Raw genomic sequence first — 15143 nt, 5'->3', positions numbered from 1 at the left:
GGTCAACGTCCCACTGCCTGGTCCTGGTATAGCCGGAGGCCCTCCTCGAAGGTCGCGATAACTTCGGCTTTGTGAGCCGGGTCGTCCCAGCGGTCCATGGAGTGGAGGTCCTCGAGCGTCCGCTCGATCCAGCGCACGAAAAACGCGGCGTCCTCCTGCGACCGGACCGGCTCGCCGTCGGCGATCACGAACACCGGGTTCGTGTGCGCGAACAGGTAGCTGTCCATGGCCCCGTGCTGCGGGGGGCCGAGAACCCGGGCCGCGATCCAACCGCTGCCGTCCATGCGCACGTCGATCTCCGCCTCGATCGACTTGCCGTCGCCCGTCGCCTCGACAGTGTGGATGATCTCGCCGTTTCGGATGATGTCGAGGTGCTCCATCTCGAACAGCGAGCGAGCGCTGACCGCCACCGTCACCGTCTCCCCGCCGGCGACCGCGAGTTCCTCGCCCATTCCCATCCCTTCTACATCGAGCGTGAGGAGGGGTCCGCTCGTCACGAAGGCGTGGCCCGCGGCCATCGCGTCGGCCCACTCGTCGTAGTCGAGTTCCTCCTCCGCCGTGTAGACGTAGGACCGCGTCGTCCCGACGGCCGGGTGCCGCCACATGTCGGTCATCACATCCGTCCCCGCGGTAGCCGGGATCCGGGATCCGGTGTTGAGAAGACGATACCAGATTGCGGCCGTCCCCAGTTCGTCGCTCCAGATGCAGGAGACGTCCACGAAGTCGGCCAGCCCGAGGATCGCGTCGACGGGTAGCTCGCGCGCCCCGCCGGGCGCCGGGTCCGGCCCGCGGTGGCTGAGCCCGAACGGATGAACGTAGCCGCCGATGCCGCCCTGCTCGTGCACGCGCCGCAGCACCGCCGCGTTGTCGGGATACAGTTCTCGGTACGCCGTCCCCTCGTAGCCGATGTAGAACGGCGTGATGAGTTGCACGAGGTTCAGCAGCGACATGTGGGCGAAGAAGTTCGGCCGGTACTCCTCGTTGTAGTAGACGATCGTCCGCGGATCCGGATGCGGGTGCGGGTGGCCGAGGAAGTGCTCCAGGTCTTCGACCCGGCTGTTCGCCCAGTAGTTGGCGATCATCCCGTTCGCCACGTTCAGGTCTTCCGCCAGGGCCTTGTTCCCGAGGTCGAGCGGGGTGACGAAGTAGTGTCCCCCGTAGTTCGGGTGAATATGATTGTCGCCCGAATACCAGCCCTCCGCGGCCATGTCGATCCAGCGCTCGAGCTGGACATAGACATTCGTCCACTCGCCCGCGCCAACCTCGACCGTTCGCGTCACGGGCTCGTACTCGAAGCCGCGCCACACCTCGAGTTCGGCCGTGCCGACGGGAAGCGTGAGCGAGAAGCTGCCGTCCGTGTGGAAGTAGTAGTCCTCGGGGCCGCTGAGGACGCGCGGGAAGCTGCCGTCGGGGAAGTAGCTGCGTCCGTCCGACGCCTCGAGATAGATGCGCGACGGGAGCCGCCGCCCGTTCGCGTCGCTCACGCGCACCTGTACCCGGCCAGTGGGTTCCGACCAGGCGTAGTCCTCGATCCGGACCGGGACCGGCTCCCCGCCACCACGTCCCGTCGTGTAGAGCCCGAACCCCATGCCGCCGTCAGTCGTCCGCTCCGTACCCGCGCTGCCGCCGTTCCGGGAGTAGACGAGGCGCTCCCCGTCGGGAGACCAGGATGGGAAGTACTCGTCCGTGCGGGTGTGCGTGAGCCGCACCTGCTGGATCCCGGGGCTGGAACGGTCCTGCGCGGCGCCCGCCCGGTACGTCGGCACCTGGTAGATGTCGTTGTTCCCCGAAGCGTCCGTGACGTAGGCGACCGAACCTCCGTGCGGGGCTACGACGGGTGACGCCTGGTAGTTGGTCTCGATGCGGATGAGAAGCTCCGCCTCGCCGGTTCCCGCGCTCCAGCGCCACAGGGAGCCCGAGCCGAGCGCCGCCTCCCCGCGCTTGGAGACGAAGACGATGTCCCCGGTATCGCCGATCCAGTCGCCGGCCATGTCGTTCGCCCTTGGGTGGGCGATGACGGCCTCCAGCGCTCCCGCCCCGAGGTCGTACCCCCAGAGGTCGAACGTTCCGTCCCGTCCGGTCGTGAACAGGATCCTGGAACCGTCGGGAGAGAACCGCGGGCGCATGTCGATGGCGGGATCTTCCGTCAACCTTCGGGATTCGCCGCTCTCGATGTCGAGCAGGAAGATGTCGAGATTGAGGTCGACGTCGGCCGCGTAGGCGATGTGGCGGCCGTCCGAGGACCAGCTCGGCTGCGAGTGGTACCCGGCCCCGGACGTGAGCTGCCGGGCCACGCCCCCTTCGGCCGAAACCGCCCAGATCCGCCCCTGGTAGGCGAAGGCGATCGAACCTCCATCGGGCGCCCACGCGGGATAGGTCGGAGACGCCGTGACCGGGGGCGGGAAGTAGCTCTCCATGTACATCTTGCCCGACCCGCCGATCCCGCTCATCGCCGGATACCCGCCGGGGAACGGCCCCGGATACGCGGCCACGTCCTGCCCGGCGAGAGTGGGGGGGCTCGAAAGACTCGAGATGATCAGCAGGTGGCCTGCGATTCGTGCGGTTCGACCCATTTCATCCTCCGGAACGGCCAGGAAGCGCTCGACTGGGGTGGTTGTGCGCCACATCTCGACTGCTGTGGCGCATGACCGGATTTGTGTGCCACGAGTGTCGCACTGCGGTCCCACGTTCGTTCCACACCTTACGTCGGGCCGTGAACGTGGCGCCAACCAGGGAAGCAGGGAGGTTTGACCGAAGAAGGCTCGGGAGACTAGATCCGAAGGCGGTCCCGTTCGCCGGGGCAGGTGTCGATCGCCGAGAAAGGCTGTGAGATGAAGGAACGGACCCGGGTGACCTCCGGCGTGAATCTCCGACGGGTGCCACTGGGAGTGACATTCCTGGGAGCGGTCCTCTCGGCATGTGCGCCCGGCTCCGAATCGGAGGTGGCGGGGCCGTTCGACGTGCTCATCACCGGGGCGCGGATCGTGGACGGGGCCGGGAACCCCTGGGTGCGGGGCGACATCGGTCTACGCGGCGACCGGATCGCGGCCGTCGGCGACCTCACCGGCCACGCGGCCGCGCGCACCATCGACGCGGCCGACCGCGTCGTCAGTCCCGGCTTCATCGACATGATGGGCCAGTCGAGCCTCGTCCTCGTCACCGATCCCGCCAGCGCCGAGAGCAAGCTCCGGCAGGGGATCACGACCTACCTCTCCGGGGAAGGCGGGTCCGCGGCGCCGCAGAGTGACGCGACACAGCCCGAAGGCCCGGTCGTCGACGGCGAGGAACTGCGCTGGCGGACGTACGCGGAGTACTTCGCGCACCTCGAACGCATCGAGATCCCGATCAACGTGGTGCACGATGTCGGGCTCACGCAGGTGCGGCGCGTCGTCCTCGGCGACGGGGATGTGCAGCCGACGCCCGAGCAACTCGAGGAGATGAAGGCGCTCGTCCGGCAGGCGATGGAGGACGGCGCCGTCGGGGCTTCGACCTCGCTCATCTATCCGCCCGCCGTGTACGCGACGACGGAGGAACTCGTCGAACTGACGCGCGTGGCCGGCGAGTACGGCGGCACCTACTTCACCCACATGCGCAACGAGTCGCACTCCGTGCTCGAGGCGATCCGCGAGGCGATCGAGATCGGCGTCGGCGCCGGCACGCCGGTCCACATCTACCACCTCAAGGCGGCCGGGCAGGAGAACTGGCCACTGATGGCGGAGGCGCTCGCCCTCATCGACTCGGCGCGGGTGGCCGGGATCGATGTGACGGCGGACATATATCCCTACATCCGCAACGGGATCGGCCTCGGCTCGTTTCTCCATCCCCGGCACTACGCGGAGGGGACGGCCCCCTTCCTGGCGACGCTCTCCGATCCCGAGGTCCGGGCCGAACTGCGACGCGAGGTCGAGACGACGTCCGACTGGGAGAACTGGTACCGCCACGTGGGGATGGAGTGGGAGAACGTCCTCATCGTCTCCGCCCCGGACGAGGTGGACGCGCGGGTGATCAACCTCTCCATCAGCGAGGCGGCGGAGGTCCTCGGGACCGACGCGTGGGACGCGTTCTTCGATCTCGTGCAGGCCGGGGGCGTGAGCGTGAATCCCCGGAGCATGAACGAGGAACAGAAGTGGCAGGCGCTGCGGGCCGAGTTCGTGATGATCGATACGGATGCCTCGCCCGTGAACCCGGCCACGACGGCGAGTTCGCATCCGCGCGCGTTCGGGGCCTTTCCGCGGGTCATCGCCAAGTATGTGAGAGAGGACGGAATCCTCAGCCTCGAGGACGCGGTCCGGCGCATGACCTCGCTTGCCGCGCGTCGGTTGGGACTGGCGGATCGGGGCCTCATCGCGCCGGGAATGGCGGCGGACCTCGTCCTGTTCGACCCGGATGAGGTGCGGGACGTGGCCCGGTTCGGGGATCCGATGCGCTACGCCGAGGGGATGGATTTCGTGTTCGTGAACGGCGTGCCGGTGATCGATGACGGCGCACTGACGGAGGCGCGGCCGGGCAGGCTCCTGCGCCGGGAGACGGGAGGGACCCCGTGATGACGAAGATGAGGCCTTTGCGCCCCGCCGCCGCGCTGGCGGCGCTGTACCTCGCGGCCTGCGCCGCGCCCCCGGGCGAGATGGCGGATCTCGTCCTCGTCGATGGGGAGATCCTGACGCTGGGATCGCCGGGCGTCGTGGAGGCGCTCGCGGTCGGCGACGGTCGCGTGCTCGCGGCGGGGACCTCGGAGGAGATCCGCGCGCTGGCCGGGCCGGATACGCGCGTCGTCGAACTCGGCGGCCGTACGGTGATCCCGGGGCTCACCGACAACCACTATCACGGCATCGGGGGCGGTCCCGGCGTCGATCTCACGGGGGCCCGGTCGCTTGCGGATGTGATCGACGCGATCGCCGCTTTCGCGCTGGAAACGGGCCCCGGGGAGCTGATCGTGACCAACCGCGACTGGCACGAGGGGCAACTCGCGGAGCACCGGCTGCCGTACCGCGACGATCTGGACCGCGCGGCCGAACAGCCGGTCGTCGTCGTCCGCGGCGGTCACGAATACGTGCTGAACAGCGCGGCGCTCGCCCGCTGGGGCATCGACGAGTCGACGGCGGAGGTGCCGGGCGGCCGGATCGGCCGCTATCCGGACGGGCGGCTGAACGGCGAACTCGTCGACCGGGCCAAGGATCTCGTGTCGCTGCCGGAAGCCGCGCCGCCCGACCCGGAGGCCGTCCTCGACGCGCTGGCCGAGGAGTACGCCGCGCTCAAAGCGCGGGGCCTGACCAGCATCCGTTACCCGGGCGGCCCCCCCGAGCAGTACCGGGCCATCGAGCGCCTCCGCGGCGAGGGCCGGCTCACGCTACGGGTGAACTACGTGCTCAGGGCCCCGCGCGGCGCCGGCGCCCAGCCGCTGGAGGAGGCGCTCGCGTCCTGGCCCGCCATGGACGAGGGCGACGACTGGCTCCGTGTCGGCGGCGTGAAACTCGGCGTGGATGGCGGCTTCGAGGGCGGCCTCATGCGCGAGCCGTACGAGGAACCGTGGGGCGAGGGCGGCACCTTCCACGGCCTCCAGACCGTACCGACAGACCGCTACATCGAGACCGTCCGCGAACTCCACCGGCAGGGCTGGCGGGTGGCGACGCACGCGGTGGGGGACGCCGCCATCGACCTCGTCCTCGACGGCTACGAGGCCGCGAACGCGGACGCCCGGATCGAAGGTCTCCGTTGGGTGATCGAGCACGGGTTCATTCCGCGCGAGGACCACTTCCCGCGCATGCGGGCTCTCGGGCTCTCCGTGACGGCGCAGAATCACCTCTACGTCGCCGCTCCGAGCCTTGTGAAGTACTGGGGCGAGGAGCGCGCCGCCTGGACCACGCCGGTGCGCGCCTATCTCGACGCCGGGATCCCGGTCTCGCTGGGAACGGATTCCCCCGTCGTCCCCTGGGACCCGTGGTGGATGCTCCACCACTTCACGACGCGTGGCACGATCAGCGCCGGCGTGCTGGACGAATCTCAGGGCATCACGCGCGAGGAGGCGCTGCGCGCTGCGACGCACGGGTACGCGTACCTGACCTTCGAGGAGGCCGAGAAGGGGACGCTCGAGGTCGGCATGGCCGCCGATCTCGTGGTGACCGCGGACCACGTGCTGGAATGTGAGGACCCATGTCTGGAGTCGATGGAAGTCGATCTCACCGTGGTCGGAGGCCGGATCGTGTACGAGCGGTGAGGGGCCGCGTCCGGCGGGCGTCTCTGCTCGCGGTGGTTGGGGGCTTCATCGCCGGCGCAGCCGGCCCCGCTCCGGGACGGCCGGTGGGAGCGGTGCACGGCAGCGACGCCCGCTACGTCGTGGAACTCGAGTGGCCGCGCGAACACATCGCGCGCACGCTCGGGGTCGCGCGCTCGGAACTGCTCATGTACAGCCGCGGGAACCCATTCCAGACCCGCGACATCGGCGGCCGGACCTGCGTCGTCGGCCCCCTCTTCGCGCTGGATATCGAGGACGCGTTCGCGTTCGATATCGATGAGCCGGTCGACCTCCTGATCACTTACGCGCCGGAACTCACCGGGACGTTCAGCGTCGGGTTCAACGACAACGGTGGCGACGGGATCGGCGAGTCGGAGCCCGTCGAACCCGAGTCCGGGGCCACACTCGCGACCGCCCGGGTGACACTCGACCGCGCCCGTTTCGCCGCGCACGGGATCCGCGACACGGATCTCGCCATCGGTGGATCCGACGGCATCGCTCTCTGCGACATCGAAGTCGTGCGGAGCCACGCCACCCCGGTCCCCGCGGGATTCGGTACGCTTCGCCTGTCGGTGGAGGACGCCGCCACGGGACGCGCGGTGCCCGCCCGGCTCGGCCTCTACGATGGGACGGGCCGGGCCCCGCTCCCCTCCGAGCGCTCCGTCCTCGTGCACCGGTTCGCGGACGAGGTGCGGCTCCTGTGGGTGAACCCGCGCACCTGGTGGCCGTCCGAGCACCGCCTCGCCTTCTACGTGGACGGGGACTACGAGGCCCGCCTGCCGGCCGGGAGCTACGAGTTCGTCGCGACGCGGGGCCCCGAATACCGCGGCTACCAGCGTACCGTCGAGGTCCGCGCCGACGAGACGACGGATCTCACCGTCTCCCTCGAGCGCTACGCGGACCTGCCCGCGGAGGGCTGGTATTCCGGCGACTCCCACGTCCACATCGCGCGCGACCATACGGAAGACGACGCCGTATGGGCGCAGATCGCCGCCGAGGACATCCACGTCGCAAACCTGCTGGAGATGGGAAACATCGCCGTCACCCACTTCAAGCAGCCGGCGTGGGGGGAGGCGGGACAGTACGTGCGCGAAGGCCACGCGCTCGTATCCGGGCAGGAGGACCCGCGCACCGTGCAGCGCGGACACACGATCCATCACAACCTGCAGCGTCCCATCCGCCAGGATCCGGAGTCCTACTTCCTCTACCACCGGGTGTTCGAGGAGTCGCACGCCCAGGGCGGGATCTCCGGCTACGCGCACATGGGCCAGCTCTTCAACGGGGAACGAGGGCTGGCGCTGGACGTGCCCTTCGACCTCGTCGACTTCATCGAGGTGCTGCAGGGCGGACGTGTGTACGACGACATCTGGTACAGCTTCCTCAATCTGGGCTTCAACGTCCGCCCCATCGCCGGCGCCGATTACCCGTACTTCGGACCCACGCTCCCGGGCGTAGAACGCACCTACGTGAAGCTGGACGGGCCGTTCGCGCCGAACGAGTGGTACAACGCCTACCGCCGCGGCCACACGTACGTGAGCAACGGACCGTTCCTGGAGTTCCGCGTGAACGGCCAGGAGATGGGTTCAGAGCTTCGCGTCGAGCGCGGGGTGAGCCTGGAGATCGTGGCAGAAGCTTCCCTCAATCCCGATATCGATCGCCTGAACCGGCTGGAACTCGTCGTCCACGGCGAGGTCGTCGCGACGGAAGCCGCGGTCGGCAGCGACCGCATACGACTCGAGACCCGGATCGAGGCCGGCGAGAGCCTGTGGGTCGCCGTCCGAGCCTTCGGCGACCGGGACGGGGAACGCGACATGACCGTCGCGCACAGCGCCCCGGTGTTCGTCGTCGTGGATGACGAACCGTGGTGGAAGCTGGAGGCCGTGCCGGACCTCGTCGCCCGTCACCGGGCGAAGCTGCAGGAACTGCTCACGGAGCCGATCCAGCCTGCCGGCGACCTCGAATACTGGGAGACGACCCGGATCCTCGAGGAGGAGTGGGAGCAGCAGCGTCTCCGCCTCGAACCGCGCGTGCGGGAGGCGGACGCCCGCTACCGGGCTCTGCTCGACCGCGCCCGCGCCGCGCCGGCGGCGACCTCGTCATGAGCGGCTGACGCCGATCTCCCGCTCGAAGCGGTCTTCGAGGAACGCCGCCATGCCCTCCGGGACGCCCGCCGCTTGGGCGTGCGCGGGCCAGCCGCCCAGAGCCTCCAGCACCTGCTCGATGATGCGTCTCCCCGCGGCGGGCACATCGAACGCTCGTCCCACCCGCAGAAGGTCCGCCCGCGTGATGTCGCGGAAGCGGCCGTTCACCGAGAGCTGGTGCTGCCGCGTCCACGCCTCGTTCTCCGCGTAGGTCACGTCGTAGGCGGGCGCGAGACGCCAGCGGCCTCCGCGATCCATGAGAAAGGCGAAGTTCTTGACGTGGTCGTCGAAGTTGACGGTCGCCACGCTGAACACCAGGCGCCGGAACGCCTCGTTCACTGACGGCTGGTCCAGCCCGAGGGCCCGGATCGTGTCGAACCAGCCCTCGTAGCTGAACACGAACTGGTCGTTGAAGTCGATGTGCCGCAGGCCGCCGAGGCTGTGCAGGTGGAGCCGCTCGAAGACCGTACCTCCGCGCACATCCGCAGCCGGAGCGGGGGCTCGGTCGAAGCGTCGCGTCATGAAGTGAGCCAGATCGCCGTCGCGGAGCAGATGTGTCTCCGCCATATCGATGCCGGCATCCCGCGCCAGACGGGAATACGCGAATTCGATGCGGCCCCACGGACCGGGGCGGCGGGCGGCGCGCATGTCCAGCCCCGACGCGTCGCGGCTGGCTCCATCGAACTTGATGAGCCACAACTCCTCCCCGGGCCGTGGGCGGGCGAACCCCGAGCGCACACTCCGCGTCGCGCGATCCCAGAGAATCAGCGCCTTGGGACGGGCGCCGCCCGCGCTTCCTCCCACCTGCATCATCTCCGGCACCGCGACCGAGACATCGCCCTCGATGACGCGCCGTGCCTGCTCGACGAGCGCCCGCACTTCGAGGGGCTCCTCCGTCCCGGGGCCGGGGTCGTGCGGGGGAAGGAACTCCAGGCCCCCCATCGCGCGATCTCCGATGTAGAGCATCCGCTGGAGCGGCGACCACGCGTCCCCGGGGCGCCCCCGCGCCTCGAAATAGCGGCGGATCACGGCGTTGCCGAACCGGTCCGGCAGCGCGTCGGCGAACACGCCGGGCAGTCCGATGAAAGCGGGCTTGCGGGCGAGTTCCGGGAAGGAAACCGGTCCGGGACGCGCCAGCGGCAGGTGGATCGGCGAGATCTCGAGTCCCGAGTCCCGGAACCCGCGGTCGTACTCGAACGTGATCCGCCCGCCCTCCGACTCGAGGAGGAGACCGACCTCGCGCCCCCACAGCCGCACGCGGACCGTCGTGTATCCGTTCACGACAGCCGCTCCGGGGGCCGGGTCCGTCTCGACGCGCGTTGGCGCGGCTTGCCTCTCAGCTGCTCGATCTCATAGGGGGAAGGTTCGGGAGGAGGAATCAGGGCCTCGAACGCCTGGAGCCGGCCCAGACCGCGCATGATCCGCACCAGCGTGTCGGTGCCCACGCTGTGCCCGGCCTCCGCCCGGTCGATGGTGCGCGCACCCACCCCGGCGCGGGAGGCGAGATCCTTCACGCGGAGGTTCTGCCGTAGTCTCAGCGTCTTCAGCCGTGCGCCCACTTCCCGCAACACGTCCGGCGTCCGGCTCGTGGGGATGATCGTTCCCATTTCCCGGTTCTCCCGTCCAGTTCCCTCGAAGCTCGGCCTGCGCGACCTGCGGAGCCTGCCCGAACGAAGCGAACGTAGGTACGAGAGATGGTCATGTCCAGACCGTCATATATGGCGCGAAATCATGTTTTCGAGCAGTTATGCGCCTTAACCGGCGTGTTGACAACATGTAGGCAGGTGGTCGCATGTCCTCACACACTGAACCGGAGATACCCGAGTCGAAGAGTGGCGCGCCACCACCATAGTGGGACGCGTCCGCCACGGCGCTCAGTCAGCCGCCATGCGCCTGTCCCGGTCGTCGGCATACCTTGGCGAAAGGCAAGGATGACCCAGCCCGTCAGAAGGAGGACCCCATGCGCCGCCCTGCTCTCCTGGCCCTCTGCCTCGCCGTCCTCGCGCCGGCCCTCTGGTCCGAGGCCCGGGCGCAGACCCGTTCGCCCATCGGCTCGGACACCCGCTGGACGCTGGCCGCGGTGGGCGACGTGATCATGAACCGCCGCACGGCGCCGCTGGATCACCCCGGCGATCCGGGCTTCCACGAACTCGCCAACATCATCCGCGCGACCGATGCCGCCTTCCTGAACCTCGAGCAGTCGGTCTTCCGGCTGCAGGAGTTCACCGGCTGGCCCGCGGCCGAGAACGGCGGCAACTACGAGGTGGGCTCGCCCGAGACGCTGAAGGATCTCGTCGACATGGGCTTCAATCTCTTCAACCGGGCGAACAACCACACGACGGACTACGGCGTCGAAGGCATGCGGCTCACCAACCGGCTGATGGACGAGTGGGGACTCATCCACTCGGGGACGGGCGAGAACCTGGGCTGGGCCAGCCGTCCCGGGTATCTGGAGACGGCGAAGGGACGGATCGCGCTGATCGGGATGGCGTCCACCCACACGCCGATGTCGCGCGCGGGGCGGACCGGGCCCACCGTGCAGGGGAGGCCGGGGCTGAACCCTCTGCGGCTGAGTACCCGCTACGAGGGATCGCCGGAGACCATGGCCGCGCTGCGGGACGTGGCCCGCAGGCAGGGCGCGAACGTGTCGGACAACGAGGGCGCGCCGGTGCGCGTGTTGGGCTCCACCGTGTTCCCGGGCGACCAGGACCGTTCCGTGGTGTCCCTGAACGACGTGGACCGTGAACGAGTCCTCCACGAAGTGCGAAACGCGACCGACCAGGCCGACTACGTCGTCGTCAACAGCCACTCGCACGAACCCGGCAACGCCTTCGTGACCGCGCCGGCGTGGATGGAGGAGTTCGCGCGGCAGACGATCGACGCGGGGGCGAACACCTTCATCATCCACGGGCCGCACCAGCTCCGCGGGGTCGAAATCTACAAGGGCCGGCCGATCTTCTATTCGCTGGCCAACTTCATCTTCCAGAACGAAACGATCGACCCCATGCCCTCCGACCAGCGGGACCGCTACGGGATCCCGCTCGACCGGCTCGCGTCGGAGATATACGACACGCGCTTTCAGGTGGACGAGGACGGGAACCCCACGACGGGATTTCCCACCGGGGCCGAGTGGTACGAGAGCGTGGTTCCGGTTGCGACGTTCGAGGGCGACGAGGTAGTCGAGATCGTGTTCTACCCGATCGAACTCGAATGGAAGGCGCCCCGGGGCCGGCGAGGCACCCCGCGCATCGCGCCGGAGGAACTGGGCCCCAAGATCATCGAGCACCTCGCCGAGCTGTCACGCCCCTACGGCACCGAGATCCGCTACGAGAACGGCGTCGGAATCTGGCGGCGGTAGCTCCCGTGGGTGGAGCGGGGCGGTTCACGGGCCGCCCCGCTCGGCCGCATCAAAGAAGCGTGCTGCCTCGCCTTCCTCGATGAAGCCGAGTTCCTCGATCTGCTCTTCCTGACGTTCCGACAAATCGTCGAACAGCATACGGTCGCGTGAGGTCGGCGCCGCGTCCGAGGCTTCGGCGTGTTCGAGCAGCTTCGCGAACTTGTCGTCGAGGCGGACCGGCCAGTTGATGAGTTCCTGCTTGGCCCGGTGCTCGCGGGAGGGCCGGAACTGGCGCAACTGGTCCTCGATCTCCCACAGCCGGGCGTCCAGTTCGGCCCCGGCGCGGGCGACGTCGGCGGCGCCCTCGGTCCCCGCGGCGGCCTCGGTCGCTTCCACGATCCTCTGCCGCAGGCTGTGGATGCGCGCCACCGCGCGGTGGTTCTCGCCGATCTTCTCCCGGATCGCGATCAGGAACCCGAACTGCTCGTCGAACTCGGCCTGCGGCGTGGACACGCGCGGATCCGGCACGATCTCGAACGGGACCGAGAACGTTTCGCCGTCCACCGTCAGCCGCGCCTCGTAGCGCCCCGGAGGCGCCAGCGGCCCGTACGGGTCCCGGTGGCGATATAGCGTCTTCGGAACCCAGTCGACCGGCTCCGGATAGCGCATATCCCACTCGAAGACGTTGGCGCCGGCCTCCGCGGGGAGCCCCGGCTCCACCAGCTCCGCTGGATCGATCAGATCGGGTCCCGGCTCGGGGGCGACGCCCCTGCTAGAGAACGTGCGGATCTCCTCCCCCTCGCCCTCGTCGCCCGACTCGTGGATCGACAGCCGGACCTCGCCCTCGGGGGCCCGGGGCAGGTAGTAGCGCAGCACGACGCCGCTCGGCGGGTTCGGCATCGAGAGGCCGCCGAAGGTCGCCTGGGTCACCATCTCCCGGAACCGGATCGTGGGTCGCGGCGTGAACGGGCGAATTCCGTCCTCGACTCTCGGTCCGCCACCGTCGGCGCGGAGCGTCGCACCCGCGGCCGCGAGCTGCCGCAGCGGCGAAATGTCATCCAGGATCCAGTGCGAACGCCCATGCGTGGCCGCCACCACGTCGCCGTCCTTCAGTTTGAGGTCGCGGACGGGCGTGACCGGCAGGTTGAGCCTCAGCGAGTGCCAGATCTCCCCGTCGTCCAGGCTCACCCACACGCCGCTCCACTCAGCGCCTGCGTACAGCAGCCCGGGTCGCTCCGCGTCCTCGCGCACGACCCACACGAAGTCGTCCTCCGGGAACCCCGCATCGATACGGCGCCAGGTGGCCCCATAGTCGGCCGTCGCCCACACGGACGGCGCGTCGTCCCCCATCATGTGGCGGTTGGCGGAGACGTAGGCCACCGCCGGATCGTGGCGCGAAGGCTCGACTACGCTCACCCAGGTGTCGGCCTCCATGTCGGGAGGTGTCACGTCCTCCCAGTTCCCGCCGCCATCGCGTGAGAGGTACACGAGGCCGTCGTTCGACCCTGTCCACAGGACGCCTTCCCGCAGGGGCGACTCGGCGATGCTGGCGATCGCGGCGTACCACTCGATTCCCACGTTCTCCCGCGTGAGACCCCAGAACTCGCCACGATCGGAGGGTAGCGTCGCTTCGAACCGGGTCTCGTCGGCCCGCGTGAGGTCGGGGGAGATGTCCTCCCAACTATCCCCCTCGTCCGTCGAGCGGTGGACGAACTGGGTCGCCGTGTACAGCACGTCGGGGTTGTGGAGCGAGAGGAAGAGCTTGACGTCCCACACCTGGCGGTAGCGGAGCTGGGCCTCGCCGGTGCCGTAGTAGTTCTCCCCCCAGACCGAGATCCAGCGGCGCTCACCGGTCGATCGGTCGACACGCGAGATCCAGTGGTGGTCGCCGCCGTAGCTCACGTCGAGTCGGTCGGGGTGGACCGCGATCCCGCCGTTCTCGGCGGCCGCGGTCGTCCAGCGCTGGTAGTCGAAGATCCGTCCTTCATCGGATCGGCTGGGCACGCAGATGCTCGTATTGTCCTGCTGGGGCGCGCAGACGTTGTAGGGGAAATCGTCGTCCACCGACGCGTTGTACATCTGGCCCGTGGGCTGGTTCTCGACCGACGACCACGTACGGCCGCCGTTGAGGGTGACCGTGGCGCCGCCGTCTCCCCCGCCCAGCATGCGGCGCGGTTCCGCGGGGTCGATCCACAGCGCGTGGTGGTCGCCGTGGGGAAGCGTCGTGAGCGCGGCGAAGCTCTCGCCGCCGTCCGTCGACTTCCAGATCGAAGTGTTGAGGACGTACACGACATCCGGGTCGGTGGGGTCGGCCACGACGTGCGTGTAGTACCACGGGCGCTGGAAGAAGTTGGGATTGTCGGCGACGCGCTCCCAGCTTCCGCCGCCATCGTCCGAGCGGTAGAGGCCGTTGCCGGAGCAGTAGTAGTCGCGGCACGGCTCCCAGTCCGCCTGGCCGGGGGCGTCGGCTGTGTAGAGCCCCCCTGTGCCATCCCCTTCCGCCGTCATCAACGCCCACACCCGGTTCGGCCGCGACTGGGACACGTCGAGCGAGATACGTCCCTTGAGTCCCGCCGGAAGCCCTGCGGCCGCCGAGAGATCCTCCCAGCTGTCGCCCCCGTCCGTCGACTTCCAGATTCCGTTTCCGGGGCCCGCGTCGCGAATCGTCCACGGGAAGCGGCGCCCGTTCCAGGACGCGGCGTACAGGGTTCCGGGCGCGCTCCGATCCATGACGAGATCGATCACGCCGGTTTCGTCGTCGACGTAGAGGATGCGCTCCCAGGTCTCACCGCCGTCGCGAGACCGATACAAGCCGCGATTCTCGTCCGGCACAAAGCCGTGCCCGTGCGACGCGGCGTAGACCAGATCGGGGTTTCGGGGATGGACCTCGATCGCGGACAGGTTCCTCGTCTCGACCAGTCCCATGTTCCGCCAACCGCGTCCGCCGTCGGAAGTCCGGTAGATGCCGTCCCCGCGCGAGATGTTGGTGCGGAAGGAGACATCCCCTGTCCCGACGTAGAGGATGTCCGGGTTGGACTGGGAAATGGCCAGCGATGACACCGTGGTCGTCCCGAAGTAGCCGTCGGAGAGGTTGTGCCAGCTCACCCCGGCGTCGTCGGTGCGCCAGACGCCGCCCCCGTTCGTGCTCCCCATGTAGAAGACGCCGGGCTCCGTCGGATGCCCGGCCCCGGCGATGGACTTGCCGCCCCGCCAGGGTCCGATCGGACGCCACTCGAGCACTTCGATCACGGCTGCATCGGCCGAACCGCCCGCCAGCCCGGCGGCCGCGTCCCGGTCCGGCACGTCTTCCGGACCCGCACAGGCGAGGGCGGAAACGAGGATGATCGAGAAAACGATCCCCGGCGACGGTGAGTGATTGTGGTGGCGCATCGTCGGCTCCCGGCTTCGAGAAGACGTTCCCGTAGGGACTCCT

At 69.1% G+C, this 15143-nt stretch carries 8 protein-coding genes; 4 read left to right on the top strand and 4 right to left on the bottom strand.

Annotated features, from left to right (window positions below; genetic code table 11):
* Positions 1-2: 2 nt before the first annotated feature.
* Complete coding sequence (locus ACOQPP_RS10305) at positions 3-2573, bottom strand: CehA/McbA family metallohydrolase (RefSeq protein ID WP_420636459.1); 2571 nt, start codon at positions 2571-2573, stop codon at positions 3-5.
* Positions 2574-2831: 258 nt separating this feature from the next.
* On the opposite strand from ACOQPP_RS10305, the gene ACOQPP_RS10300 reads away from it, so the two are divergent.
* Genes ACOQPP_RS10300 through ACOQPP_RS10290 form a run of 3 tightly spaced genes read left to right on the top strand, consistent with a single transcriptional unit; the run spans position 2832 to position 8334 of the window.
* Entirely contained in the window at positions 2832-4544 is a 1713-nt protein-coding gene (locus tag ACOQPP_RS10300) for an N-acyl-D-amino-acid deacylase family protein (protein WP_420636458.1), read from the top strand.
* Positions 4544-6214 carry an amidohydrolase gene (locus ACOQPP_RS10295; RefSeq protein ID WP_420636502.1) on the top strand — a complete coding sequence of 557 codons (1671 nt, stop codon included), beginning with the start codon at positions 4544-4546 and terminating at the stop codon, positions 6212-6214. The genes ACOQPP_RS10300 and ACOQPP_RS10295 overlap by 1 nt, the downstream gene beginning before the upstream one ends.
* On the top strand, positions 6211-8334 hold the full coding sequence (locus tag ACOQPP_RS10290; protein ID WP_420636457.1) for a CehA/McbA family metallohydrolase: 2124 nt from the start codon (positions 6211-6213) through the stop codon (positions 8332-8334). Before ACOQPP_RS10295 ends, ACOQPP_RS10290 begins: the two co-directional genes overlap by 4 nt.
* Here ACOQPP_RS10290 and ACOQPP_RS10285 read toward each other — a convergent pair.
* Positions 8329-9654, bottom strand: coding sequence for a type II toxin-antitoxin system HipA family toxin (locus ACOQPP_RS10285; RefSeq protein WP_420636456.1), 1326 nt, complete (start codon positions 9652-9654; stop codon positions 8329-8331). The genes ACOQPP_RS10290 and ACOQPP_RS10285 overlap by 6 nt on opposite strands.
* Positions 9651-9980 (bottom strand): helix-turn-helix domain-containing protein, encoded by a 330-nt coding sequence (locus tag ACOQPP_RS10280; protein ID WP_420636455.1) that lies wholly within the window; start codon positions 9978-9980, stop codon positions 9651-9653. Before ACOQPP_RS10280 ends, ACOQPP_RS10285 begins: the two co-directional genes overlap by 4 nt.
* A 353-nt stretch (positions 9981-10333) precedes the next feature.
* Here ACOQPP_RS10280 and ACOQPP_RS10275 point away from each other — a divergent pair, with 353 nt between their 5' ends.
* On the top strand, positions 10334-11731 hold the full coding sequence (locus ACOQPP_RS10275) for a CapA family protein (RefSeq protein WP_420636454.1): 1398 nt from the start codon (positions 10334-10336) through the stop codon (positions 11729-11731).
* Positions 11732-11755: 24 nt separating this feature from the next.
* Here ACOQPP_RS10275 and ACOQPP_RS10270 read toward each other — a convergent pair whose 3' ends face one another.
* Positions 11756-15100 carry a VPS10 domain-containing protein gene (locus ACOQPP_RS10270; RefSeq protein ID WP_420636453.1) on the bottom strand — a complete coding sequence of 1115 codons (3345 nt, stop codon included), beginning with the start codon at positions 15098-15100 and terminating at the stop codon, positions 11756-11758.
* Between the last annotated feature and the right edge of the window lie 43 nt (positions 15101-15143).

The organism is Candidatus Palauibacter sp., assembly GCF_965222475.1.
Lineage (GTDB): Bacteria > Gemmatimonadota > Gemmatimonadetes > Palauibacterales > Palauibacteraceae > Palauibacter.
The sequence above is the reverse complement of the archived record's forward strand: the minus strand, read 5'-3'. Positions and strand labels throughout refer to the sequence as shown.

Bases quoted from the DNA above. Each gene is read 5' to 3' on its own strand.
- ACOQPP_RS10280 (WP_420636455.1), bottom strand. From the start codon at position 9,980: ATGGGAACGATCATCCCCACGAGCCGGACGCCGGACGTGTTGCGGGAA.
- ACOQPP_RS10275 (WP_420636454.1), top strand. From the start codon at position 10,334: ATGCGCCGCCCTGCTCTCCTGGCCCTCTGCCTCGCCGTCCTCGCGCCG.
- ACOQPP_RS10305 (WP_420636459.1), bottom strand. From the start codon at position 2,573: ATGGGTCGAACCGCACGAATCGCAGGCCACCTGCTGATCATCTCGAGT.
- ACOQPP_RS10270 (WP_420636453.1), bottom strand. From the start codon at position 15,100: ATGCGCCACCACAATCACTCACCGTCGCCGGGGATCGTTTTCTCGATC.
- ACOQPP_RS10295 (WP_420636502.1), top strand. From the start codon at position 4,544: ATGACGAAGATGAGGCCTTTGCGCCCCGCCGCCGCGCTGGCGGCGCTG.
- ACOQPP_RS10300 (WP_420636458.1), top strand. From the start codon at position 2,832: ATGAAGGAACGGACCCGGGTGACCTCCGGCGTGAATCTCCGACGGGTG.